Source organism: Bradyrhizobium sp. SZCCHNR1043 (genome assembly GCF_032489675.1).
In the GTDB taxonomy this organism is placed as follows: Bacteria; Pseudomonadota; Alphaproteobacteria; order Rhizobiales; family Xanthobacteraceae; genus Bradyrhizobium.
Genome location: NZ_JAUEYN010000001.1, coordinates 435906 through 459300, shown reverse-complemented (window position 1 = coordinate 459300; position 23395 = coordinate 435906). Strand labels below are relative to the sequence as shown.

General features: G+C 66.3%; 24 protein-coding genes. 3 read left to right on the top strand and 21 right to left on the bottom strand.

Annotated elements, in window-relative coordinates:
- Window positions 1-5 precede the first annotated feature (5 nt).
- Genes nikE through QX039_RS01910 form a run of 5 tightly spaced genes read right to left on the bottom strand, consistent with a single transcriptional unit; the run spans window position 6 to window position 6232 of the window.
- On the bottom strand, window positions 6-1580 hold the full coding sequence (gene nikE / locus QX039_RS01930) for an ABC transporter ATP-binding protein (RefSeq protein ID WP_315770986.1): 1575 nt from the start codon (window positions 1578-1580) through the stop codon (window positions 6-8).
- On the bottom strand, window positions 1577-2407 hold the full coding sequence (locus tag QX039_RS01925) for an ABC transporter permease (RefSeq protein WP_315739295.1): 831 nt from the start codon (window positions 2405-2407) through the stop codon (window positions 1577-1579). The genes nikE and QX039_RS01925 overlap by 4 nt, the downstream gene beginning before the upstream one ends.
- Window positions 2400-3347, bottom strand: coding sequence for an ABC transporter permease (locus QX039_RS01920; RefSeq protein ID WP_315770984.1), 948 nt, complete (start codon window positions 3345-3347; stop codon window positions 2400-2402). Before QX039_RS01920 ends, QX039_RS01925 begins: the two co-directional genes overlap by 8 nt.
- Before the next feature lie 15 nt (window positions 3348-3362).
- Window positions 3363-4913, bottom strand: coding sequence for an ABC transporter substrate-binding protein (locus QX039_RS01915; RefSeq protein ID WP_315770982.1), 1551 nt, complete (start codon window positions 4911-4913; stop codon window positions 3363-3365).
- Entirely contained in the window at window positions 4901-6232 is a 1332-nt protein-coding gene (locus QX039_RS01910) for a M20 family metallopeptidase (protein WP_315770980.1), read from the bottom strand. Before QX039_RS01910 ends, QX039_RS01915 begins: the two co-directional genes overlap by 13 nt.
- A 66-nt stretch (window positions 6233-6298) precedes the next feature.
- Between QX039_RS01910 and QX039_RS01905 the strand changes: the two genes are divergently transcribed.
- Complete coding sequence (locus QX039_RS01905) at window positions 6299-7075, top strand: GntR family transcriptional regulator (RefSeq protein ID WP_315770979.1); 777 nt, start codon at window positions 6299-6301, stop codon at window positions 7073-7075.
- Between the two features lie 12 nt (window positions 7076-7087).
- Here the strand turns inward: QX039_RS01905 and dhaK are convergent, their stop codons facing one another.
- The 13 genes from dhaK to QX039_RS01840 form a co-directional block, all read right to left on the bottom strand.
- Window positions 7088-8077: a dihydroxyacetone kinase subunit DhaK gene (dhaK, locus tag QX039_RS01900; protein ID WP_315770977.1), complete on the bottom strand. Its 990-nt coding sequence runs from the start codon at window positions 8075-8077 to the stop codon at window positions 7088-7090.
- Window positions 8074-8526, bottom strand: coding sequence for a hypothetical protein (locus QX039_RS01895; RefSeq protein ID WP_315739288.1), 453 nt, complete (start codon window positions 8524-8526; stop codon window positions 8074-8076). The genes dhaK and QX039_RS01895 overlap by 4 nt, the downstream gene beginning before the upstream one ends.
- Window positions 8523-10142: a phosphoenolpyruvate--protein phosphotransferase gene (gene ptsP / locus QX039_RS01890; protein WP_315770976.1), complete on the bottom strand. Its 1620-nt coding sequence runs from the start codon at window positions 10140-10142 to the stop codon at window positions 8523-8525. The genes QX039_RS01895 and ptsP overlap by 4 nt, the downstream gene beginning before the upstream one ends.
- Before the next feature lie 2 nt (window positions 10143-10144).
- Window positions 10145-10447, bottom strand: coding sequence for an HPr family phosphocarrier protein (locus QX039_RS01885; RefSeq protein WP_315739286.1), 303 nt, complete (start codon window positions 10445-10447; stop codon window positions 10145-10147).
- 12 nt (window positions 10448-10459) lie between these two features.
- Complete coding sequence (gene dhaM / locus QX039_RS01880; RefSeq protein WP_284416623.1) at window positions 10460-10858, bottom strand: dihydroxyacetone kinase phosphoryl donor subunit DhaM; 399 nt, start codon at window positions 10856-10858, stop codon at window positions 10460-10462.
- A gap of 2 nt (window positions 10859-10860) precedes the next feature.
- Window positions 10861-11466: a dihydroxyacetone kinase subunit DhaL gene (dhaL, locus tag QX039_RS01875; RefSeq protein ID WP_315739285.1), complete on the bottom strand. Its 606-nt coding sequence runs from the start codon at window positions 11464-11466 to the stop codon at window positions 10861-10863.
- Window positions 11467-11469: 3 nt separating this feature from the next.
- Window positions 11470-12480 (bottom strand): ABC transporter ATP-binding protein, encoded by a 1011-nt coding sequence (locus tag QX039_RS01870; protein WP_315739284.1) that lies wholly within the window; start codon window positions 12478-12480, stop codon window positions 11470-11472.
- Window positions 12473-13585, bottom strand: coding sequence for an ABC transporter ATP-binding protein (locus QX039_RS01865; protein WP_315739283.1), 1113 nt, complete (start codon window positions 13583-13585; stop codon window positions 12473-12475). The genes QX039_RS01870 and QX039_RS01865 overlap by 8 nt, the downstream gene beginning before the upstream one ends.
- A 4-nt stretch (window positions 13586-13589) precedes the next feature.
- Window positions 13590-13787 carry a hypothetical protein gene (locus tag QX039_RS01860; protein ID WP_315739282.1) on the bottom strand — a complete coding sequence of 66 codons (198 nt, stop codon included), beginning with the start codon at window positions 13785-13787 and terminating at the stop codon, window positions 13590-13592.
- Between the two features lie 17 nt (window positions 13788-13804).
- Entirely contained in the window at window positions 13805-14758 is a 954-nt protein-coding gene (locus QX039_RS01855; RefSeq protein ID WP_315739281.1) for a carbohydrate ABC transporter permease, read from the bottom strand.
- Complete coding sequence (locus QX039_RS01850) at window positions 14755-15717, bottom strand: sugar ABC transporter permease (protein ID WP_315739280.1); 963 nt, start codon at window positions 15715-15717, stop codon at window positions 14755-14757. Before QX039_RS01850 ends, QX039_RS01855 begins: the two co-directional genes overlap by 4 nt.
- A 124-nt stretch (window positions 15718-15841) precedes the next feature.
- Window positions 15842-17173 (bottom strand): ABC transporter substrate-binding protein, encoded by a 1332-nt coding sequence (locus QX039_RS01845; protein ID WP_315770974.1) that lies wholly within the window; start codon window positions 17171-17173, stop codon window positions 15842-15844.
- Between the two features lie 331 nt (window positions 17174-17504).
- The gene (locus QX039_RS01840) at window positions 17505-18392 is read right to left on the bottom strand and encodes a 4'-phosphopantetheinyl transferase (protein ID WP_315739278.1); all 888 of its coding nucleotides are present in this window, start codon (window positions 18390-18392) and stop codon (window positions 17505-17507) included.
- A gap of 223 nt (window positions 18393-18615) precedes the next feature.
- Between QX039_RS01840 and recQ the strand changes: the two genes are divergently transcribed.
- Window positions 18616-20421, top strand: coding sequence for a DNA helicase RecQ (gene recQ / locus QX039_RS01835; protein ID WP_315739277.1), 1806 nt, complete (start codon window positions 18616-18618; stop codon window positions 20419-20421).
- Between the two features lie 394 nt (window positions 20422-20815).
- Window positions 20816-21121 (top strand): hypothetical protein, encoded by a 306-nt coding sequence (locus QX039_RS01830; RefSeq protein ID WP_315739276.1) that lies wholly within the window; start codon window positions 20816-20818, stop codon window positions 21119-21121.
- 35 nt (window positions 21122-21156) lie between these two features.
- Here the strand turns inward: QX039_RS01830 and QX039_RS01825 are convergent, their stop codons facing one another.
- From QX039_RS01825 to QX039_RS01815, 3 genes are all read right to left on the bottom strand, one after another.
- Window positions 21157-21888 carry an HlyD family efflux transporter periplasmic adaptor subunit gene (locus QX039_RS01825; RefSeq protein ID WP_315739275.1) on the bottom strand — a complete coding sequence of 244 codons (732 nt, stop codon included), beginning with the start codon at window positions 21886-21888 and terminating at the stop codon, window positions 21157-21159.
- A gap of 347 nt (window positions 21889-22235) precedes the next feature.
- A complete protein-coding gene (locus QX039_RS01820) occupies window positions 22236-22937 on the bottom strand; it encodes a VIT family protein (RefSeq protein ID WP_315739274.1) in 702 nt (233 codons plus the stop codon).
- Window positions 22934-23338 (bottom strand): OsmC family protein, encoded by a 405-nt coding sequence (locus QX039_RS01815; RefSeq protein ID WP_315739451.1) that lies wholly within the window; start codon window positions 23336-23338, stop codon window positions 22934-22936. The genes QX039_RS01820 and QX039_RS01815 overlap by 4 nt, the downstream gene beginning before the upstream one ends.
- Window positions 23339-23395 lie beyond the last annotated feature (57 nt).

Here is a 23395-nt window from a genome sequence, read left to right as displayed (position 1 = left end):
TGCGGTCAGCCAACGGGCGCTGGCGAGGCCGCCATCAGCTCGCGGGTGTAAGGGTGAACGTCGTCTGCGCCGAAGGCATCGACGGCACGGCTGTCGACCAGCCGGCCATGGCGCATCACGACGATGCGGTGCGCGATCTGCCTGATCAGGTTGAGATCGTGGGTGATGAAGAGATAGGCCGCGCCGGTCTCGGCGCGCAAAGCCAGCAGCAGCTCGATGATCTGGGCCTGGACGGAGACGTCGAGCGGCGCCGTGATCTCGTCGCAGATCACCAGGCGCGGTCGCGCCGCAAAAGCACGCGCGATCGCGACGCGCTGCTTCTCGCCGCCGGATAGCTGGTGCGGCCAGCGCATCGCATAGGACGCTGGCAGCCGGACCTGCTCGAGAAGGCGCGGCACTGAGGCGACATCACCGCCGTAGAGCCTCAAGGGACGCGACAGGATCTCGCCGATGCGGTGACGCGGATTGAGCGAGGAATCCGGGTGCTGGAACACGATCTGAACATCGCGACGATAGGCGGAATTCATGTCGCGGGCCCCGCGCAGCATCCGGCCGTCGAAACTGATGGTACCGTCGAAGCGGGCGAGCCCGGTCAGGGCGCGCGCCATGGACGATTTCCCCGAGCCGGATTCGCCGACGAGGCCGACGATTTCGCCTGCGCGGATGTCGACATCGACGGCCTTGGTTGCCGGTGGTGGCGACGCGCGGAACAGGCTGGCCCGGCCGTAATGCACCTCGATGCCACGCGCCTCAAGCACCACGGCAGCGCCCGGCTGATCATTCACGAGCCGCCGCTCCGGACGCGGCACCGCGGCGATGAGTGCCTTGGTATAGTCGTGCTCCGGCGTCCGAAATATATCAGATGCCCCCGCCTGCTCGACGACGCGGCCGTGCCGGATCACCGCGACGCGATCGGCGACGCGGGTCATCATCGCGAGATCGTGCGAGATGTAGAGCGCAGCGACGCCCGTTTCCGCGCGCAGGCGCGCGAACAGCTCGATGATACGGGCACCGGTGATGACATCGAGCGCTGTCGTGGGCTCATCGAACAGGATGACATCGGGCCGGCAGCCGAAGGCCGTCGCGATGATCACCCGCTGCTTCTCGCCGCCGGAGATCTCGTGCGGATAGCGCCGCAGCACCGCCGCGGGGTCACGCAGCTCGACATGGCCGAGCAGCTCGACCGCGAGATCCCTGGCGGCCCGCGCGTTCAGACCGCGATGACGCATCAGCGTCTCGGTGATCTGATGGCCGATGGTCAGTGTCGGATTCAACGCGGTCGACGGGTCCTGGAACACCATGCCGATCCGGCGCCCCCGCACCTCGGTGAGTTGCTTCGGGCTCAGAGACCGCAGGTCGATATCGCCGAGGCGCAGCGACCCCGAGATCTCGCGGGCATTGGCCGGCAGATGCCGCATCAGCGCCCAGGCCAGCGAACTCTTGCCGGAGCCGGATTCGCCGACGAGGCCGAGCACCTCGCCCGGCGCGATCTCGAGTGACACGTCGCGCAGCACCTCGACGGCGCCCGCCGATGTGACGTAGTCCAGCCCGTAATTGGTGATGGCGAGCGCCGGCTTCATCGATCGTCCCGCGGATGCAGCGCGTCGCGCAGCGCATCGCCGACGAGATTGAAGGCGATCGCCGACAGCGCGATCGCCGCCGAGGGCGCGATCAGGATCCACGGCGCCTGGTGCATGTATTGCCGCGCATCGGCCACCATCAGCCCCCATTCGGATGCTGGCGGCTGCGCTCCCAGGCCAAGGAAGCTCAGCGTAGCGAACAGCATCACCGCAAACGACACCCGGATCGTGGCCTCGATGATGATCGGGCCCATCACGTTGGGAAGCATTTCGCGAAAGATGATCTGCGATGCCGCCTCGCCGCGCGCGATGGCGGCCTTGACGTAGTCCTGATTGCGCACCGCAAGGGCTACGGAGCGCGTGACCCGCGCCATGCCAGGCGCAAACGCAAAGCCAATCGCGATCACCGCGTTGACAGCCCCATTGCCGAGCGTGCTGACCAGCAGCAGCGCCGTGAGGAGACCGGGAATGGCCATCACAGCATCGTTGGTGCGCATGATGAATTCGTCGGCCTTGCCGCCGAGATAGGCCGATGCGACGCCTATCACGGCGCCCATCGCGCTGCCGGCGAGCGTCGCCGCGAGCGCCATCGGAACGGTGGCGCGCGCGCCGGACAGCAGGCGGCTCAGCACGTCGCGGCCGAACTGGTCGGCGCCCAGCCAGTTCTGCCATCCCGGCGGGCGGAAACGGCCGAGAAAATCCATCTTCTCCGGCCCATAGGGCGCGAGCCACGGGCCGAGGATGCAGACGATGGCGAGGGCAACGAGCAGCATCACGCTGATCGCCCCCTGCGGCTTGCGGATCATCCTGCCGAACAGCTCAGTCATAGCTGATCCGTTTGTCGAGCAGCGCGTAGACGACATCCGCCAGCGTGTTGGTGATCGCGTAGGTGACCGCCATGATCATCGCGCCGGCCTGGATCGACGGCAGATCGCGGGTGGTGATGGCGATCATCAATGCGCGGCCGATGCCGGGGATGGCGAAAATCTCCTCGATGACGATGATGCCGCCCAAGAGATAGCCGACGTCGAGCGCGACGATGGTGATAACCGGCAGCAGCGCGTTGCGCATCACGTGCCGCACCAGCACCGTCCGCTCGGGCAGGCCCTTCAGCCGCGCCGCGCGAACGTAGTCGGACTGCAGCACGTCCAGCGTCTCCGAGCGCATCATGCGCATGACATGCGCGACGAGAATCATCGAGACCGTCAGGACCGGAAGGATCAGATGGCGTAGCGCCAGCCCGGCATCCTCCAGCGGCGACACGTAGCCGGTCGCCGGCAGCCATGGCAGGATGTCGGTCAGCAGCAGCGCCAGCACGGTTGCGGTGACGAATTCCGGCAGCGAGACCCCGAGATATGCGATCACGCTGGTCGTCGTATCCGTCGGCCGGCCCTTGCGGAGCGCCGCGAAGATTCCGAGCGGGACTGCGATCAGAAGAGTGACGACGAGCGCGCCAGCTGCCAGCAGCAGAGAGCGCGACAGCGCCGTCAGCATCTCCGGCGCGACCGACAGGCCGGTGCGCATGGAGACGCCGAAATTGCCCGTGGCCGCGTGCGCGACCCAATGCGCGAATTGCAGCCAGACCGGATCGTCGAGCCCGAGCCGGCTGCGAACGGCTGCCAGCGCCTCTGGCGAGGCGTTCTCGCCAAGCAGCGTTTGCGCGGCATCAGCCGGCAGCGCCTGCGTGATGGCGAACACCAGCACGCTGACGATGACGACCGTGTAGACCATCAGGAGCAGCCGCCGTAGCAGCCAAGCGAATGACACCGCTCGGATCCTGCCTCAGCTGCGCTTGGGCGCGCCGGCGCCGAGCGAGACGAGATCGAGCCGGAACACCGACCCACGCGGATGCAGCTGGTAGCCTTCCACATAGGCGCGCTGCGCCGCCAGGATGTCGAAGAAGACCGGAATGACCGACGGCACCTCCTCGCTCATCATCGTCTGGGCCCGCGCATAGAGCGCGGCACGATTGGCATCGTCGGTCTCGCTACGCGCCGCATTGACGATCTCGTCGAAGCGCGCATTGTTCCAGCGCGTCTCGTTCCAGGCCGCATCCGAGGTATAGAGCAGCTTGAAGATCGCGTCGGCGGTCGACTGCATGTTGTAGAAGCCGACGTAGAAATTGCCTTTCTTCCAGACCTGATCGAGATAGGTTGCGTGCGGCATCGTCTGAACGTTGATGCGGAAGCCGGCGGGCGCCGCCATCTCACGGATCGCAACGCCGAGCTGCGTGCGCGTGTCCGGCTTGTCGGATGCCACCATCGTCAGGTCGATGCCGGAGGGATATCCGGCATCGGCGAGCAATTGCCTGGCTCTGGCGATGTCGGGCTTCTTCAGTTTGCTGTCCTGATAGAACCGGTAGGCGGGGCTCAGCGGCGTGTCGTTGCCGGGCGTGCCATAGCCGCCGGCCACAAAGCCGGCCATGGCCTCGCGATCGATGGTCAGCGCCAGCGCCTGGCGCACGCGAACGTCGTTGAACGGCTTCTGGTCGCAGCCCATGTTGACGTTCAGAAACTGCCCCGAGGGGATCCGCACCGCCTTGACGCCGCTGGCCTTGCCGAGCCGCTCATATTCGCCGGGCGTGGTCGACAACATGAGATCGATGTCGCCCGAAATCAGAGCCGATGCCTCGGCGGTGCGGTCGGGATAGACGAGGATCTCGACGCGATCGAGTGAAGGCCGCGAGGGATCGTAATAGACCGGGTTGCGCTCGACGACGATCTTGCGGTCCGGCTCATAGGACACGAGCTTGAACGGCCCTGAACCATTCGCCTTTGTGGCGAGGCTGGCGAGATCGGCGGCAACGACTTTCGCAGGCACGATGCGCGCATTGTTGTAGGCGAGCGCGACCGGAAAATCGGCGAAGGCAACCGATAACGTGAACCGCACGGTCGACGCATCTACGGCGGCGACATCCTTGATCGGGCCGACATTGGTACGCGCCGGTGACGCGGTCTTCGGATCGAGGATCGCCTTGAAGGTCGCGACGACATCCTCCGCCGTCAGCGGCGAGCCGTCGTGGAAGCTGAGATTGGGCCGCAGCTTGAACGTCCACTCGGTGAGCCCCGCGCCGGCCTGCCACGACAACGCGAGGTCCGGCTCGACCGACATGTCCGGCTTCAACCGGGTCAAGTTGGAATAGAGCAGCTCGGTAATAAGGTATTCCGGATTGACGCGCGCGAGCAGCGGGTGAATGACGGCCGCACCCTGATCGACCGAGATCCGCAACACGCCGCCGCGCTTGGGCGCCTCGGCGGAGAGAGAGACTTGCGGCAGGGCACCAAGCGCGAGCGCGGAGCCGGCAAGGAAATGACGACGAGTCACGGACGGCATCGGGCGAAGTCCTTTTCGGGCGTGATGGCTTCGGGAGAGAGCTCGGGACAGAACTCGGCCGCAAGATAGGCGAGCACCGACTTCGCCAATGCGACGATGTCGGTGAGCGTCGTCGATTCGCCCGGCGCATGGATGCGGCTATCGGGCCTGCCGAGACCCGTGAGCAGCACCTCCTGCAGGCCCGTGGCCTGCTGCACCCAGCCGAAATCGGAGCAGCCGGACGCCCCCCATCGGGCGAAGTCCTCGGCCGCGTAGCCGAAACCGGCCGACAGCGCCTGCTGCCAGCGCGGCCAATGCGGCCCGCCGGGATCGGATGTCGGCATCAGATGACCGGTGAGGATGATCTCGACGTCGAGCATGCCGGCCGCCTGCCGGATCGCCGTTTCGATCTCGCGGCGCGCGGCGGCGAAGTCCTCCTCGGGCGCATAGCGGCGGCACAGGAGAATCTCGACCAGCGAGGGGATCTGTCCGCCGCATTGGCCGCCATGAATAGCCGAGATGTCGAGGCTCGCGGTGAGCGGTCCAGCCGTCTGCGGAGGTGGCGGCAACGTCGATGTCCGCTGCGCGACGAGCGGCTTCAAAGCGGCGAGCGCATTGAGGATCGGCAGGGCCGCCTCGATCGCGTTGGCGCCGGCACGGCGCTGCTCGCCGGCATGGGCCGCCGTGCCGTGAACGCGCACCGTGAGCGTGAACAGGCCGAAGCAGCCGGCCCAGATCCGCGGCATGGCGCTGCCGTTGAAATTCAGGATATGCCCTTCGAGGCGCCCCTGTTCGGCAAGGTAGCGCACGCCGGGATAAAGCCCCGCCTCCTCGTCCGTGCACAGCAGCAGCATCGGATCATAGGCCAGCGACAATCCAGTCTGCTGCGCGGCGCGGAGCGCGAGCAGCGCTGCCGCGACGGATCCCTTCATGTCGGCTGCGCCGAGTCCGGTCAGACGGTCACCGTCGCGGCTCAGTTGCAGCGGATCGGTCGCCCAGCCGGGCGCCGCCGGTACCGTGTCCACATGGAAATAGAGCCCGAGCACCGGTCTGCCGGAGCGGCGCCGTGCGATCAGGTTCGTACGCGGTCCGCGCGCCCCCGGTGCGCGCCATAGATCCTCCGGGACAACTACGCGCTCGCAATCCAGCGCCAGCGGCCTAGCGAGCTGCTCCATCACGTCGGCAAAGGCATCGTAGCCGGCGCCCGGCGGAAAGCTGGTGTCGACCGCCACCAGCTTCCGCAGGTCCTCGACGGCAGTCTCGGTCAGGCCGTCGATCGCAGCGAAGGCTCCGGCCAGGCCGGGCTGGCTCCGATCTACTGGAATGCCCTGAGAAATCATTTGCCGTCTGCTCAATCCTATATTCTATATAGAAATAGAATTCACGACGCGGCATTTGTCAATTCCATGAAAAAGGCAGCTGTGGCCAGCAAAGCGGCAGACGGAGTCGATGCGGGTCCGGGCGCGCTGCCGGTGCCGCTCTACGAGCATGTCAAGCGGCAGATCGCCGAGGCGATCCTGATCGGCGACATGCCGCCGGGCACGGTGCTGCCCGGCGAGGTCGCGCTCGCCAACCAATATGGCGTCGCCGTCGGCACCATCCGCCGCGCGCTGGCCGACCTCACAGCTGGCGGCATGCTGATGCGGCGGCGCAAGACCGGCACGGTGGTGACGGGCCGCGCGTCGCAGCATGGGCTCAGCTTCTTCTTTCAGTACTTCCGCCTGCTCGGCGCCGACGGCAGCCTGCTGCACTCGGAGGCCGAGGTGCTGTCGGTGACGACACGCGATGCCGAGCGGCCCGAAGCGGCGCTGTTCGCCGTGGCCGACGGCGAGCCGCTGCTGCATCTTCATCGCATCCGCCGCGTCGCCGGCGCGCCGGTGCTGCATTCGCGGATCTCGATGGTCGCGAGCCGCGTGGCGGGATTTCCGCGCGAGCCGAAGAAGGTCCCTGCCCTGATCTACCGCCATCTGCTCGAGGCCTATGGCATCCGGATCGCCGCGGTGCGCGAGAAGGTGACGGCCGAGGTCGCCACCAAGGAGGACCGCAAGCTGCTCGGCCTCTCCGCGCCGGCCGCCGTGCTCGTCATCGACGAGGAAGCCTATGACCAGACCGGCGCGCTGGCGATCCTCAGCCAGCACCGCGCCACGACGGCGCAGCACTACTACTCCAACGAGATCCGCTGAGCGGACCTCGGTTCAGCAGCCCCAGCGCAGGGCGGCCGTGTGCACCGGCGCGTCCCACAGCGCCATCGTCGACTCATCGAGCGCGGTGACCGTGAGCGAGCAGCCGGCCATGTCGAGCGAGGTGACGTAGGAGCCGACCAGCCCGCGCGCGATGGCGAGCCCGCGGCCTTCCAGGATGCGCCGCGCCGCATTGGCCATCACGTACAATTCCATCGCCGGCGTTGCGCCGAAGCCGTTGACCAGCAGCAGGCACGGCGTGCCGGACTTGGGCGCGAGATCGGCCAGGATCGCGCCCATCATCTCCTCGGCGATCGCATCGGCCGAGGCCAGCTTGACCCGGCGGCGGCCGGGCTCGCCATGGATGCCGACGCCCATCTCCATCTCGTCGTCACCGAGCGTGAAGGTCGGCTTGCCGGCGGCCGGCACGGTGCAAGAGGTCAGCGCCACGCCCATCGACCGCGTGCGCCTGTTGACGTTGTCGCCGAGCGCCTTCAGCGCGTCGAGATCGCGGCCCTGCTCGGCCGCAGCACCCAGCATCTTCTCCACGATCAGCGTGCCGGCAACGCCGCGGCGGCCGGTCGAATAGGTCGAGGTCTCGACGGCGACGTCGTCGTCGGTGATGACGGTCGCGACCTTGCCCTCCATCATCTCCGCGGCCATCGCAAAATTCATCACGTCGCCTTCGTAGTTCTTGACGATGAGCAGCGCGCCCGCGCCCGTGTCCACGGCCTGCGCGGCCGCGAGCATCTGGTCCGGCGTTGGCGATGTAAACACCTGGCCCGGACAGGCGGCGTCCAGCATGCCCGGCCCGACGAAGCCGGCATGCAGCGGCTCATGGCCGGAGCCGCCGCCGGAGATCAGCGCGACCTTGCCCGGTTTGAGGCTCTTGCGGCGAACGAACTTGTTGTCCTCGCCCAGCGTGACGATGTCGCCATGCACGGCGGCAAAACCCTGCAGGCTCTCGGTCAGCACGTCGGAAACGGCGTTGATCAGCTTCTTCATGGCTTCCCTCCCGGTTCAGCGTCGTCGTTGTTTTCGTTGGCCGAGATCAGCGCGGTGATGCCGCGCGCGACGCCAGTGATGATGCGGTCGGCATGGGCGTTGAGCGCGGGGTCGCCGAAGTCCGGCAGCTCGACCACGAGGCGCCGCATCGGCCGCTGCGCCTCGGCCTCGTCCAGCCGGCCCGGATGCGCGGCGCGGTAGGCGGTCAGAAACGCCTGCTGCTCATGCGGCGAGAAGTGACAGATGTGGAAGATGGTCTCGAGATGCTGCAGCGGGATCGGCGTCGCATAGGCCGGATTGACGATCTGCGAGATGAAGCTGCGATTCTTGCCGATCGCCTCCGCCAACCGCTGCCGTGTGCCGGAGGGACGGCTGTCGATCACCGCGCGCAGGATCGCCTTGTATTCGGCGAGCGGGCTTGCGCCCCCCGATGCATCCTGGTCACTCATGCGCCCTCTCCCGCGGCCTTTTCCGTGCCCTTGGCGAGGTCAAGCTCGCGGATCGCCGACTTCACCAGCGGCAGCAGGCCTGGCGCAACTGACAGCGCGCGCACGCCGACCCCAAGCAGCGCCGGAATGGCTCTGACATCCCCGGCGGCGTCGCCGCAGATCGAGACTTCCACGCCCCGCGCACGACCAGCGCGCACCACATGGGCAATCATCGCCAACACCCCGGGATGCAGCACGTCGGCATAGTCGGCGACCTCGGCGCCGTCACGCGAAGCAGCGGTCGCGTATTGGGTCAGGTCATTGGTGCCGATCGAGAAGAAGTCCGCAGCGAAGTCATGCGCTGCCAACGCAGCAGCCGGCACCTCGACCATCATTCCGAAGGCCGGCGCGGCGAACGCGACGTTGCCGGCGGCCAATTCGGCGAGCACGGCGCGGAGATGGCGACGCGCGATGTCCAGCTCCGCTGCATTGGTCACCATCGGCAGCATCACCTTGAGCGGTCCGAGCGCAGCGGCGCGAGCCAGCGCGCGCAGTTGAACACGGAAGATCTCGGGATGACGCAACGACAGACGGAGGCCACGCAGGCCAAGAAACGGGTTGCTCTCACCATCGATCGTGTAGCCCGGAATCGGCTTGTCGCCGCCCGCGTCGAGCGTGCGGATCGTGACCGGCCGGCCTTCGGCCCAGCGCACGAGCTCGGCATAGGCGTGATATTGCGCCTCCTCGTCGTGAAGCAGGTTGCCGGTGAGAAACTCCGTGCGCGCCAGACCGACGCCATCGCACGCTGCGGCTGGCAGCGCCGTCATATCGCCGGGACCGGAGATGTTGACGAGCACGGAAACGAAGGTGCCGTCGCGCGTCAGTGCCGGTTCGTGCTGCCGCGCCCTTGCCTCCGCCCTGCGGCGCGAGACCGTCTCGTCCTCCGCCCGCGCGGCGGCGACAGAGTGCGCGCTGGGATCGGCGATGACGACACCGCGACCGCCATCGACCAGCAAATCCCCTGTCAGCTTGTCCCAATCGTGACCGAGCCCAACCACCATCGGCACGCCGCGGCTGCGCGCCAACATCGCGACATGGCTGGTCGGGCTGCCCTCGCCGAGCGCGATGCCCCCTCCATTCGTCCACTCGATGGCGAGGAAAGCGGATGGCGCCAGATCACGCGCAACGACGATCGCCCCCTTCGGCAACTTGCCGTTCTGCTGCAAGCCGAACAAGTGTCGCAGCACGCGATCCCGGATGTCGGCGAGGTCGCCGGCGCGGGCGCGGAAATATTCGTCCTCGGCGGACTCATACCCCGCCATCTCCTCCGCCATCGCCGCGCGCCAGGCCGCATCCGCAGCGACGCCGCCCTCGATCTGGACGTAAGCCGCCTCCGTCAGCGCATCGTCTTCGAGCAGCGCGAGCTGAAAGCCGATCAGTTCGGCGGCGTCTCCCTCGAGCCTGCCGATCAGCTCGGCCACGGCCTCGCGCGCATGCGCGACCGCTACGGCGAGCGCTTCATGCTCCTCGGCGATCGCCCCTTTCCTCCGGCTGGCGCCCTCCAGCGCATGCAGGATCGCCGCGGGCCCGATGGCCAGCCCGTCCGACGCCGCCCGCCCGAAGATACGCCGCTCCATCGTCACTCCTCGTCGAACTTGCGGTTCACCAGATCGACCAGCGCGGCGATGGCGGCCTCGGCATCGGTTCCATTGGCGCGCAGAAACAGCGTCTCGCCCTTGGCGGCCTTGACGCGCATGATCTTCACCGGGCTCTTGGCATCGGTCCAGGGCCCGTCGGCCGCGATCGCGACTTCGATGGTCGACGCAAAGCGCTTGGCGAGCTGGGTCAGCTTGACCGAGGGCCGCGCATGCAGCCCGACCTCGTTGGTCAGCAGCGCATGCGCCTTCGCTTCCTGCATGCCGATCTCTCCACCGTCAGCCATTCTCGTTCCTGCTCATCCGCCCATCAGCTCTTCGGCGGTTGCGCGCACCGCATCGAGCGGCGAGCCGCCGGAGGCTTCCGTCGCCGCCATCACCGCGCCTTCGACCAGCGGCGCGTTACAGATCACGATGCGCTCGCGCCGCTCCTCCGGCATCATCTCCACCGCCATCTCGCTGTTGGTCTCAGCGCCGCCGAGATCGACCAGGATCGCAACACCTGACTCCGACCATGCCTTGTCGATCGCGCCCATGATGGCGCCAACGTCGGTGCCGAGTCCGCCATCGGCATTGCCGCCGACCGCCGCGAGCGGCACGCTGTCGCCGACCATCTGCCTGACCATGTCGGCCGCGCCTTCCGCCACCTTGGCGGAATGCGACACGATGACGATGCCGACATTCTTCTGCTCACTCATGATCAGGCCTCATTGAATACGCTGCAGATCGCCTGCACGAGCAGGCTGGAGGAGCGCGCGCCGGGATCCATGTGTCCGATCGAACGCTCGCCGAGAAACGAAGCACGGCCGCGGATCGCCAGCATCGGCACGGTCGCGTCGGCAGCTTCGCCAGCGATCGCGGGCAGCCGGGCGGCGAGATCGTCGCCACCGGCCGCAAAAGCTGCCTGCACCGGGATCAAGACGTCGAGCATGGTCTTCTGGCCTGCTTCCGACTTGCCGCGGGCTTTCACGTCCGCAATGGCACGCCCCAGCGCCGCCGCCGCTTCAGCGGCAGATGGCGCTGATGGCAGCACCTTGCCAAGTCCCATCGCCAGCGTGCCGTAGAGCGGACCGGACGCACCGCCGACCTTCATCACCAGCGCCATGCCGACCGCCTTCAGCGCCTCGGGAAGAGGCTTGGCTGAAATGTTCTCGACATCGGCGAGAACGGCCTCGAAGCCGCGCTTCATGTTGAGTCCGTGATCGCCGTCGCCGATCGCCGAATCGAGCGCGGTCAGTTCCTCGGCATGCGCGATGATGGCATCGGCCATCGCCATGATCAGCCTGCGCTTGAACGCCTGGTCCATTGTCTATCTCACCCGCTGGCCCGCCCGGTCGAACAGCAGCGGCCGGGTGAACTCGATAGCGACGGCGTCGCCGACTTTCAATTCCGTATCCGGCTCGACCAGGCTGACGATGGTCTGGTCCTGCAGCGTGATATGCAGATGATTCTGATCGCCGAGATGCTCTATCCATTTCACCCGTGCGTCCGCACGGGTCTCGGCGCGCCGGACCGTCATGTGCTCGGTGCGCGCGCCGATCGTCGCGACGTCGCCCGGCACTGCGAGATCCGGGAACAGCCCACGCGGCAGCAGATTGATGCCGGGACTGCCGAGCCGGGTCGCCACATAGGTATTGGCCGGATCCTCATAGACCTCCCGCGGGCTGCCGACCTGCACCAGCCGGCCCTGCTCGATCACGCCGATGCGGTTGGCAAGCGTCATCGCCTCGATCTGGTCGTGGGTGACGTAGAGCATGGTGGCGCCGAGATCCTGCTGGATGCGCTTGAGCTCGATGCGCAGCTCGGAACGCAGCTTGGCGTCGAGCGAGGACAGGGGCTCGTCGAGCAATGCGATCGCAGGCCTGCGCACCAGCGCGCGGCCGATCGCCACGCGCTGCATCTGACCGCCCGAGAGCTGAGTAGCGCGGTTGCCGAGCTTGTCCTCGATTCGCAGCATCCCCGCGACGTCTCCGACGATGCGCTTGATCTCAGCCTCAGGAATCTTGCGCACCGGCGAGCGCAGCGGAAAGGCGAGATTGTCGTACACCGAAAGATGCGGATAGAGCGAATATTGCTGAAACACGAACGTGACGTCACGCGCGGCCGGCGTCGCTTTCGTCTGATCGACGCCGCCGATGGTGATGCTGCCGCCATCCGGCATGTCGAGGCCTGCCACCAGGCGCAAGGTCGTGGTCTTGCCGGCGCCGGTCGGCCCGAGCAGCACCACGAGCTCGCCATCGCGGATGATCAGCGACAAATCCCGAACCGCCGGCTTGGAACCGAACGACTTGCTGACGGCGTTGAGACGCGTCTCAGCCATGATGGCGCCCTCCTCTCACCGGCTGCTCATACAGCGCCGTGCGGATTGCACGGCCCGTGGCGGCGTTGAACAGCGATAGCCGGTCGGCGCGGAAGCTGAGTCCGACCGGCTCGGCGCGCTCAATCCGGACCGCCGCGGGCGCGCGCGCCTTGACGGTGCCGCGAGCCGTCATGACGGTGATGATCTGGGTGGTGCCGAGATATTCGGTGCCAAACACCTCGCCGCGCAGCCCGCCTTCCGCGCTGAGCGCCACCTGCTCCGGCCGCACGCCGAGAACCAGCTCGTCGCTCCCGGCATCCTCGCGCAGCTCGGGCACGCCGATCTCGGCGTCGTCGATGCGCACGCAGTTCGTGCCGGCGCCTAGCCTGCCCTCGAAGCGGATGAAGTTCATCGCCGGCGAGCCGATGAAGTCCGCGACGAACATGGTGGCGGGACGGTCGTAGATCTCCTGGGGCGTTCCGAGCTGCTCCACGACGCCGCGATTCATCACCGCGATCGTGTCGGCCATCGACATCGCCTCGAGCTGGTCGTGAGTCACGAACACAGTGGTCGCCTTGAGCCGGTCGTGTAGCGCGCGCAGCTCGCCGCACATGATGTGACGGAACTCGGCATCGAGCGCGCCGAGCGGCTCGTCCATCAAGAACGCTTTGGGCTCGCGGACAATGGCGCGGCCGAGCGCGACGCGCTGGCGATCGCCGCTCGACAACCCGCTCACCGGACGGTCGATCAGATGGTCGATGCGCAGGATGCGCGCCGCCTCCTCGACCCGCCGCCTGATCTCCGCCTTGGGCACCCCCATCGAGACCAGCGGAAAGGCGATATTCCTGCGCACGTTCATGTGCGGGTAGAGCGCGAACAGCTGGAACACCATGGCGATGTCGCGCTCACGCGCGCGCCGGACGGTGACGTCCTCGCCGCCGAGGTTGATCGTCCCCGACGTCGGCAGCTCCAGGCCCGCAATCATGCGCAACGTGGTGGTCTTGCCGCAGCCGGACGGACCGAGCAGGCAGAAGAACTCGCCGTCGGCGATCGTGAAGCTTGGGCCGCGCACGGCGGCAAAGCCGCCGAACTCCTTGAACAGGTTCTCGATCCGGATCTCGGCCATGGCGTCAGTCCGGGAACTTGGAGACGATGGTGAACATCACGACACCAGCGAGCGTGGTGATGAAGGAATAGGTGTAGAGCACCAGCGCGAACGGCTGCAGCAGCATCAGCACGCCCGCCGCAATGAGGATCGTCGCCAGCGTCTCCATCGGGCCGCGCCGCAGCGCCCGTGGCCAGCGCGTGGTGGCCACATCGGCAGGCATGTTCCGGATCGACTCGCTCATTTGCGCACCGCTCCGAAGGTGATGCCGCGCAACAGGTGTTTCCTCAGCAGCACGGTGAACACGACGATCGGGATCAGGAACAGCGTGGTGCCCGCCGCAACCGCCGGCCAGTCCTGGCCGCCCTCGCCGATGATAATCGGAATGAAGGGCGGCGCAGTCTGCGCCGTGCCCGAGGTCAGAAGCACCGCGAAGGCATATTCGTTCCAGGCGAAGATCAGGCAGAAGATCGCGGTGGCGACGATGCCGGTGGTGGCCTGCGGCAACACGACCTTGAAGAAGGCTTGCAGGCGGGTGTAGCCGTCGACCATCGCCGCCTCCTCGTATTCGCGCGGGATTTCGTCCATGAAGCCCTTGAGCAGCCAGACCGCGAGCGAGATGTTGACGGACGTATAGAGCAGGATCATGCCGAGCCGCGTGTCGGACAGGCCGAGCTCGCGATACATCAGGTAGATCGGGATCGCGACCGCGATCGGCGGCATCATCCGCGTCGACAGGATGAAGAACAAGAGGTCATCCTTCAGCGGCACCTTGAAGCGCGAGAAGGCGTAGGCCGCAAGCGTGCCGAGCACGACCGACAGCGCGGTCGAGCCGAACGCGATCACCAGCGAATTCACGTAGCGTGGGATGTAGTTCGATGGACCCGCGACCACCATGTTGCGGCCGCGCGAGATGCGGTCGCACAGACTGGCAGCCGGCGGCAGCTTGGCCATGTAATCCGGGGCCTGCCGGGTCCGGGTCGTGAACAGATTGCAGTAGCCCTCCAGGCTCGGCTCGGCGACGAGCTTCGGCGGATAGGCGATCGCGTCCGATGGCGACTTGAATCCGGTCATGAAGATCCACAGCAGCGGCACCAAAGTGATCAGGGCATAGGCGATCACCACGGTTGCCGCGATCCGCTTGGTCAGCGGCGACGGATCGACGACGGAATGAGCGGTTGCGAGACCGGTCATCGGCTTTTCACCCGGTTGAGCGCCTTGACGTAGATGTTGGCGAGACCGAACACGGTGACGAACAGGATGATGGCGAACGCCGAGGAATAGCCGGTCCGCCACTTTTCGAACGCCTCGCGCTTCAAGGTGATCGAGGCGACCTCGGTCGTCGAGCCTGGACCGCCGCCGGTCAGCAGGTTGACCATGTCGAACATCTTGAAGTTCTCGATGCCGCGGAACAACACCGCGAGCATGATGAAGGGCAGCGCCATCGGCAGCGTGATCGACCAGAACTGCCGCCACGGCGAGGCGCGGTCGACCTCGGCCGCCTCATAGATGTAGTCGGGAATCGAGCGCAGGCCTGCGAGGCAGATCAGCATCACATAGGGCGTCCACATCCAGGTGTCGACGACGACGATGGCCCAAGGCGCCAGCGGCACCTGCGCCAGCATCTGGAACGACGACGCCGGCATGCCGGTCACGGCGGCGATGACGTAATTGAACAGGCCGATCTGCGGCTGGTACAGGAAGGTCCAGAAATTGCCGACCACGGCTGGCGACAGCATCATCGGCAGCAGGATCAACGTGGTCCAAAGGCCGTGGCCACGGAATTTCTTGTCGATCAGCCAGGCCAGGGTGAAGCCCAGCACGGTCTGGATCAGGATGGTCCAGAACACGAAGCGCGCGGTCACCGTCATCGCCGCCCAGACGTCCGGATCGGTCAGGATCGACTGGTAGTTGGCGAGCCCGACATCGAGCACGGTGGCGTTCGGACGGTTCGCGCGATAATTGGTGAAGGACAGCCGGATGGTCCAGATCAACGGGAAGATGTTGATCGCGAGCAGCAGCAGCATGGTCGGCGTGATGAACAGCCAGGCGATGGCGCGCTCGGACAGGCCGCGCACGCGCCCCGCCACGACCGGCGGCGTCACCAGGGCGGCGCGGTCGACGAGGCTGCTCAGTCCGGTTTGGTCGGTCATGCGAGGGACTGCTTCACTGGCTGCTTCTGGCTGGCGGTGAGACTGGTTGGTCCGCCCGGCAAGCCGAAGCTCGCCGGAGGGATTGTCGTGGCGCAGTCCGCGTGTGCGCGAGGTGCCGCGGCCGTCAGAGCTTGCCGTCCTCCTTGAAGACCTTGGTCCAGTCGGCGATCAGCCCGTCGAGCGCGCCCTTGGCGGTGCCCTGGTCGGCGACGACATAGTCGTGGACGCGCTTCTGCATGGCGAGCAGGAGCTGCGCGTAGGACGGCTCGGCCCAGAAATCGACCACCTGGTCCATCGCTACCAGAAAGTCGGCGGCGAACGGCGCGGTGTTCTTGAAGTTGGGGTCGTTGAGCACGCCCTTGTGGCAGCTATAGCCGCCGAGCGCCCACCATTTCTTCTGGGTGTCGAGCGAGGCAAACCATTTGATGTAGGCCAGCGCCTCGGCACGGTTCGGCGAATAGGCCACCACCGAGATGCCCTGCCCGCCGAGCTGCGAGCCCTTCTCCTTCTGCGCCGGGTTGACGAAGAAGCCGATCTTGTCGCCGCCGACATTGGGGTCCTTGTAGAGGCCTGGGAAAAAGGCGAACCAGTTCATCTGCAGCGCGACCTGGCCGGACTTGAAGGCGTCGAGCCCTTCCTGCATGTAGCCATTCGAATAGCCGGGCGGCGTGCAGCACTTGTACAGCGCCTTGTAGAATTCGAGGCCCTTCACGGCGTCGTCGGAATTGACAAAGCCCTGCATGTCATACGGCTTCTTCGGGTTCTGATACTTGAAGCCGAACGGATAGAGCGCGTTGGTGACGCCCATGGTGATGCCTTCCGAGCCGCGCTCGGTGAAGATCGCCGCGCCGTAGACGGTCTTGCCGTCGATCACCCGCTTCTGGAAGAACTCGGCGATGTCCTTCAGCTCGGCTTGCGTCTTGGGCACGTCGAGCTCGCGGCCGAACTTCTTCTTGAACTCCTCGCGGATTTCGGACCGTGAGAACCAGTCCTTGCGATAGGTCCAGCCGTTGGCGTCGCCCATCGCCGGCAGCGCCCAGTAGTTCGGCGTGCCCTTCGGCCATTCGGCGTAGCCGGCCACGGTGGCGGGCATGAAGTCGGAGATCTTGATGCCTTCCTTATCGAAGAACTCGTTGAGCTTGACATATTGACCGTTCTCGGCGGCGCCGCCGATCCACTGGGAGTCGCCGATCATCAGGTCGCACAGCTTGCCCTTGGAGTTCAGCTCGTTGAGCATGCGGTCGGCGAAGTTCGGCCACGGCACGAACTCGAACTTCATGCTGACGCCGGTCTTGGCGGTGAAGTCCTTGGACAGCTCGACCAGCGCATTGGCCGGGTCCCAGGCGGCCCAGCACAAGGTGATGGTCTTTCCTTCGGCGCGTGCCGGCGCGGATGCGCCGAGCACGGTCGCAGCGGCGACCGTCGCCGTCAGTGCAAATGTCTGCAGCAACTTCATCTGGCACTCCCTCCCTGTTGGCGCCGTCCCCGCTTCGCGTGGGTGACGGCGATGCATGGCCTGCGGCGAGCGGCGCCGTCACAACGACAGCGCGAGCCGCAAGCGTTTCCCCATGGCCCCGGATCATCCGTCCGAGTTAAGTATTTTGTTTAGTAGATTGTGAATGACTAAACATGTCAAGCGCGTTTTCGCGACGTTTGCAGCGCATCATGTTTAGCGACTGCGGTAAGCTGCTCGTCGTCCGGAGGTTTGCCGGGATGGCGATGGCGCGGCTCTCCGGCGCAGCCGCCAGGACGCAGGCTCGGCCCAGCTCCAGGCTGCATCCGCGCGATCAGCCCTTCGCCAACGTCACGCCGCAACTGACCCGGCCGTCAGCGATGAGGAAGCGTCCGGCGAGGCGAGCAATGGCAGCCGGCCATCCCTCTCTCACGACGCGCGCCTCGAACGTGCCTGCCGCCCATGCGATCGTGAGCTCGACGTCCTGGAAATCCAGGAAGCCGTGCGTGATCGGATATTGGCATTTGTAGTAGGCTTCCTTCGCGCTGAAGATCACGATCGGCAGCATCGGCTGCAAGGCGTCCGGCTGCGCGCGAAGCCATCGCCGCTCGGCCGGCGTGAGCACCAGGTCGCGCATCGACGGATCGAGCTCGCGCAGGTCCTCGACATCCAGTCCGAGCGACGAGACATCCCTGCTTCGGGCTACGGCCACGGCGCAATGATCGGCACAATGTGAGATGCTTCCCACATAGCCCGGCGGCCACACCGGCGCGCGATCCGGCGCCGGGACGAGCGCCACCGGCGGAGCTCCGAGCGCGGCCAGCGCCCTGCGCGCCAGGACCCGCGCGGTCGCGAACTCGGCCCGCCGCTTGGCGACCGCGGCTTGAATATGAGCGCGCTCCTCGGCAAACAGCTCGTCGTCCGCCAGCGAGAGGCTGGAGGCCACGACCACGACCGGGCCTTCAAACAGATCTGCAAGCACCCTCGTCACCAACTCTGCGCGCGCGTCTCTTTGCGGACCGGCCTCGACCGACCGCCACCGTATACGACACGGCGACGTCGAAGCGAATTCCAACGGTTCAACATGTTTCGCGATCTCGCGGCGCCACGCGCCCGAGCTTTGCATGGCGAGCGCACGCTGCCGCTCGGCGAGCCGCACCACCGACCACTGCGGATCGGCATCGACCAGCACCACCTTGCGCCCGGCGAGGTGCCAAGGCACCCAGCTCGCCCCGGCAGCCCATGCTCGTATCAGGATCGGAACATAATGCGATGCAAGTCGATTCTGCCATAACTCGTCGGCTTGTCCAACGCGCCCCTGCCACTGTCCCCGCCATGCTTCTCCGCGCCGCTGAAATGCGCGTCACCGGGCAGCTTTCGCTTGACGGCGGCGTCCCGCAACGGGACTTATCCAGTCCCTCCGTCTGCCGAAGAAGTGCGTTCCCATGACCGCCGATCCGCTCTCGATCCTCAAGGCCGTGTTCGGCTATGACAGCTTTCGCGGGCGGCAGCGCGACATCGTCGAGCACGTGATCGCCGGACACAATGCCTTCGTGCTGATGCCGACCGGCGGCGGCAAATCGCTGTGCTACCAGATCCCGGCGCTGGCGCGTCCCGGCCTCGGGCTGATCATCTCGCCGCTGATCGCGCTGATGGAGGACCAGGTCACCGCGCTCCGGCAGGCCGGCGTGAAGGCCGCGGCGCTGAACTCGCGGCTCTGGGGCGCCGAGAAGGACCTGCTGTGGCAGGACATCGAACGCGGCGAGCTCGACCTGCTCTACATGGCGCCCGAGACGCTGCTCAGGCCGGAGAACCTGGAGCGTCTCAAGGCCGCGCAACTGTCGCTGATCGCCATCGACGAGGCGCACTGCGTCTCGCAATGGGGCCATGATTTCCGGCCCGAATACCGCGCCCTCGACTGTCTCGCCGGGCTGTTCCCGACGATCCCGCGCATCGCGCTCACCGCCACCGCCGATGCGCCGACGCGGGCCGAGATCGTCGAGCATCTCTCGATCGGCGACGGCAACAGCTTCATCGCCGGCTTCGACCGGCCGAACATCCGCTACGGCGCGGCGGAGAAGACCAGCACGATGCAGCAGATGCTAGCCTTCCTGAAATCCCGCGAGGGCGAGAGCGGCATCGTCTATTGCCTGTCCAAGCGCAAGACCGAGGAGGTCGCCGCCTCGCTCAGCGACCACGGCTTTCCGGCGCTGCCCTATCATGCCGGCATGGAGATGAAGGCGCGGGAGAAGAACCAGCGTCGCTTCCAGCTCGAGCAGGGGCTGATCATGGTCGCCACCATCGCTTTCGGCATGGGCATCGACAAGCCCGACGTGCGCTTCGTGCTGCATGCCGATCTGCCGTCCAGCATCGAGGCCTACTATCAGGAGACCGGCCGCGCCGGCCGCGACGGCCTGCCATCGGAAACCCTGATGCTGTACGGCGCCGAGGACATCGCGCTGCGCCGCCGCTTCATCGATGAGTCGGACGCGCCCGATGCGCGCAAGCGCACCGAGCGCCGCAAGCTCGATGCGCTGCTCGGCTTCGCCGAGACCTGCCAATGCCGGCGCCAGGTGCTGCTGCGCTATTTCGGCGACGATTGCGCGCCGTGCGGCAATTGCGACATCTGCCTCGACCCGCCCGAGACCTTCGACGGCACCATCGCGGCGCAGAAGCTGCTGTCCTGCATCCACCGCACCGGCGAGCGCTTCGGCCAGGCCCACGTCGTCGCGGTGCTGCTCGGCGAGACGGACGAGCGCATCGAACGGCTCGGCCATGACAAGCTCTCCACCTTCGGCATCGGCAAGGAGCACGACCGCAACGCCTGGCGCTCCATCGTCCGCCAGCTCGTCGCGCATGGGCTGATCAGCGTCGACGTCGCCGGCCATGGCGGCCTGTCGATCTCGCCCGAGGGCCGCCAGTTCCTGCGCGACAAGCCGCAACTCAGCCTGCGCGTGCTGAAGAAGACCAGGCGCGACCGCAAGGCTCGGGAGCGGCAGACCACGACGACATTTCCTGACCTCGACCGCGACTTGTTCGAGAAGCTGCGCGTCCGGCGGATGGAGCTCGCCAAGGCCCAGAACGTGCCGCCCTACGTCATCTTCCACGACAAGACGCTGGCCGAAATGGCGGCCCGCCATCCGCGCTCCGTCGCGGAGCTTGCGAGCATCCCCGGCGCCGGTACGGTCAAGCTCGCGCGCTACGGCGAGGCATTCGTGGCGGTCATCAAAGCGCATGATGCGGGCGCCTGAGCCCGCATCGTCCCGCAGCACCGCGACTCCTTCGCTCGACTATCAGACGGCACACATGGCCTCACACATGGGCTCGCGATCCCGGCCGGACGCTCGTGACGATCGCGAAACGTCCCTCTTCGGCGAAGCCGGATGCGCGGAAATGTGACGGTGATTTGCCCGAGTGCAATTGATTAGTTTACGACAAACCGGCTCCACGGGCAGTTCGTGCATGAGCGGCATGCACGGATTGCCCGTCGTGCAGCGAACATGCGCGCACACCCGTGGCATGCGTTCGCACCCGTTGAATTTTGTCGGATTCCCGACACCGACTTTTCTTGACCCTCGCGCGGCGCGCTCTTAGTTTCCGTCCCCGCTTGAAACGGCAATCAACAAACTCATATGGGCGGACGCGATGGTTCGGGAATTCGAGTACAAGGGGGAAGTGTTTCGGGTGACGGCGCATGGCATCCATGGCCATGAGGAGATCTTCATCGTCCACATCGACGACGGCGTCGAGGGCGGCGAGATCTCGATCGACCGGATGACCGAGGAGAACGACACCAGCGCACCGCTGGAGGACATCATCGTCATGCTCTGCGACAAGCTGATTCCGGAAGCCGGCATCGTCTGCCGCGAGCCCGGCGGCGCGTTCGCCTGGCGCGAGGGCAAGGTCGTCTACCAGGTTCACGACGGCGTGCAGGAGCTCAGCCGCGGCTGATCGCAGCCGCCGCGCGTCGCGTGGGGATGCCGTGGTCAGATGCGCCGCTGCACCGACGCGGGTTGGAGATCCTGCTCGCAGCGGCAGGTCCTCTGCGCTCTCTTCTGCAGGATCTGCGAGACCATCCGCTCCGTCCCGGTCAGGCCGGTCAGGATCGTCGCGCCGACAGCCATGCCGGATCGCAATCCGGCGGGCATGGCCGCCTTCAGCAGGCTGATCTTCAGCGCAATCCGGCTTTCGCCGGTTGGCGAGCCGGACGCCGCGCCGATCCACTCAGCATCCGCGACATGTCCATAGAGCCGGACGGGCAGGCCCGGCACGTCGATCGTGACCGCCTGTCCGATCGCGACATAGGTGATCTCGGAAACCGCGAGGGCTGCGATGACGTGGGGCTCGCCCGGCGTGACCACCGCCATCAACGACCGATCTGCCGTCACGGCGTCCCCGACATGGAGACCGCTTGCGGCCACGACGCCGGCGACGGGAGCAATGACGTCGTTCAGCGCGACCGTCGCGGCGCGCTCGTCCCGGTGCTCGATCCGCGCCAGAACCTGTCCCGCAACAATCTCCTGATTGTCGGTCACGAGCAGGTCCCTGACCAGGCCGGACACCGCCGACCTGACTGGGACTTCGTTCATCCTGACATAGGCGTCATCGGTGTGAACCAGATATTGGCCGACGGTCACATACTCGACCATCCACGGCACCGCGACCAGCATTCCGAACATCAGGCTGAGCGCGACGAGCGACCACAGCGCACGTCCCACGGACGCCCTGGATGTGGCGCGCGGGTCCGCCGGGGGACGCTCCTCATGCAGAATCGTCAGCCGGGATCCGCCCGGCGCTTGCTGTCCGTCCACCGCTCGCTCCTCACGACCACGGCATCGGGCGCATTGCCGCCTCGGCGGCGTCCTCGTGACGTGAGGGTCGCGCCCATCGAATGCTCGTGACGCCGATGTGGCGGCTCGCGGGCCGGTTGATAATGGCGCCTGGACCGAATTGGGTCTTCAATTTCTCGAAACAATGCCGGCGTCGACGACAGCGCGACACCGCCGCAACCTCGACACGAGACGGCGGTAACGCCGTTGATCGTCACGCAAGCTTTGCCCGCGCTTCAAACGACGGCCCCAAACAACTTTCCGATGCCTGCGGTGAGACCCAGGGCGAAGGCCCCCCAGAACGTCACGCGAAAGGTGGCACGCGGAATGTTGGCCCCGCCTGCCTTTGCGCCGATCGCTCCCAGCACCGCGAGAAAGGCGAGAGAAGCCGCGGAGACGATCGGGACCAGCAAGTTGGCGGGCGACACGACGACCATCAGCAAGGGCATGGCGGCTCCGACCGAAAACATCATGGCCGAGGTCACGGCGGCCTGGATGGGCCGCGCTGCGGTGATCTCCGAGATTCCCAATTCGTCGCGCGCATGAGCCGTCAACGCGTCTTTCGCCATCAACTGCTCGGCCACCTGCCGCGCAAGGGATTGATCCACACCTCGCTTGACGTAGATATCGGCAAGCTCGTCGCGTTCAAATGCGGGGTTGTCGCTCAGCTCCTTGCGCTCCCGTGCAAGGTCGGCCTGCTCCGTATCCGACTGCGAACTGACGGAGACATATTCACCGGCGGCCATCGACATCGCTCCCGCGACCAATCCCGCGACACCCGCGATCAGGACGTCGTTTCGTGTCGCTGCTGCCGCAGCAACACCGACGATCAGGCTTGCAGTCGAAATGATGCCGTCATTGGCTCCCAGAACGGCCGCCCTGAGCCATCCGATCCGCGCCACCAGGTGGCTTTCAGGGTGGACGTGAAGACGGCTCATGTCTTTCTCCTGATCACGCCTTGCAACCTCGTCGCGGCGGCCACGGTGTTGGAAATCGTTCCATACTTCCTGACATTCTGATGAAGCAGCTCGAGCCGGCGGTCATCTTCATCGGTGTCGACGATCAGCTCGTAATCGATCGACGCCATCATCGGCGGGCTATCCTGACGGACGCCGATCAGCCGTACCTCGACGCCCCGAACATGGAACTTGAGCATCGGCGTCACGCGTTCGATTCCCTTGATCATGCAGGCGGCAACCGCGGCGAGAAGAAGCTCGGCCGGGTTGAATGCATCCCGCCGTCCCTTGACGTCGGTATCGAGCACCACGGTCGCATCCTTGCAGTCTGCGACGCTTTCATGCGCATCGATCCGTCGGGCGTTGACGCGATACTCCAGCATTGGCGAGTCTCCCGGCCGTGTTTCCTGGGGGATTGGCAATCCGAACCATGAGCGGAG

Excerpts from the sequence above, each read along its gene's own strand:
- QX039_RS01850 (WP_315739280.1), bottom strand. The coding sequence starts at position 15,717 with ATGACCGACCAAACCGGACTGAGCAGCCTCGTCGACCGCGCCGCCCTG.
- QX039_RS01895 (WP_315739288.1), bottom strand. The coding sequence starts at position 8,526 with ATGAGTGACCAGGATGCATCGGGGGGCGCAAGCCCGCTCGCCGAATAC.
- QX039_RS01860 (WP_315739282.1), bottom strand. The coding sequence starts at position 13,787 with ATGCCTGCCGATGTGGCCACCACGCGCTGGCCACGGGCGCTGCGGCGC.
- recQ (WP_315739277.1), top strand. The coding sequence starts at position 18,616 with ATGACCGCCGATCCGCTCTCGATCCTCAAGGCCGTGTTCGGCTATGAC.
- QX039_RS01815 (WP_315739451.1), bottom strand. The coding sequence starts at position 23,338 with ATGCTGGAGTATCGCGTCAACGCCCGACGGATCGATGCGCATGAAAGC.
- QX039_RS01865 (WP_315739283.1), bottom strand. The coding sequence starts at position 13,585 with ATGGCCGAGATCCGGATCGAGAACCTGTTCAAGGAGTTCGGCGGCTTT.
- QX039_RS01845 (WP_315770974.1), bottom strand. The coding sequence starts at position 17,173 with ATGAAGTTGCTGCAGACATTTGCACTGACGGCGACGGTCGCCGCTGCG.
- QX039_RS01870 (WP_315739284.1), bottom strand. The coding sequence starts at position 12,480 with ATGGCTGAGACGCGTCTCAACGCCGTCAGCAAGTCGTTCGGTTCCAAG.
- QX039_RS01855 (WP_315739281.1), bottom strand. The coding sequence starts at position 14,758 with ATGACCGGTCTCGCAACCGCTCATTCCGTCGTCGATCCGTCGCCGCTG.
- dhaM (WP_284416623.1), bottom strand. The coding sequence starts at position 10,858 with ATGAGTGAGCAGAAGAATGTCGGCATCGTCATCGTGTCGCATTCCGCC.
- QX039_RS01925 (WP_315739295.1), bottom strand. The coding sequence starts at position 2,407 with ATGACTGAGCTGTTCGGCAGGATGATCCGCAAGCCGCAGGGGGCGATC.
- QX039_RS01910 (WP_315770980.1), bottom strand. The coding sequence starts at position 6,232 with ATGATTTCTCAGGGCATTCCAGTAGATCGGAGCCAGCCCGGCCTGGCC.
- dhaK (WP_315770977.1), bottom strand. The coding sequence starts at position 8,077 with ATGAAGAAGCTGATCAACGCCGTTTCCGACGTGCTGACCGAGAGCCTG.
- ptsP (WP_315770976.1), bottom strand. The coding sequence starts at position 10,142 with ATGGAGCGGCGTATCTTCGGGCGGGCGGCGTCGGACGGGCTGGCCATC.
- QX039_RS01905 (WP_315770979.1), top strand. The coding sequence starts at position 6,299 with ATGAAAAAGGCAGCTGTGGCCAGCAAAGCGGCAGACGGAGTCGATGCG.
- QX039_RS01885 (WP_315739286.1), bottom strand. The coding sequence starts at position 10,447 with ATGGCTGACGGTGGAGAGATCGGCATGCAGGAAGCGAAGGCGCATGCG.
- QX039_RS01915 (WP_315770982.1), bottom strand. The coding sequence starts at position 4,913 with ATGCCGTCCGTGACTCGTCGTCATTTCCTTGCCGGCTCCGCGCTCGCG.
- nikE (WP_315770986.1), bottom strand. The coding sequence starts at position 1,580 with ATGAAGCCGGCGCTCGCCATCACCAATTACGGGCTGGACTACGTCACA.
- QX039_RS01820 (WP_315739274.1), bottom strand. The coding sequence starts at position 22,937 with ATGAGCCGTCTTCACGTCCACCCTGAAAGCCACCTGGTGGCGCGGATC.
- dhaL (WP_315739285.1), bottom strand. The coding sequence starts at position 11,466 with ATGGACCAGGCGTTCAAGCGCAGGCTGATCATGGCGATGGCCGATGCC.
- QX039_RS01830 (WP_315739276.1), top strand. The coding sequence starts at position 20,816 with ATGGTTCGGGAATTCGAGTACAAGGGGGAAGTGTTTCGGGTGACGGCG.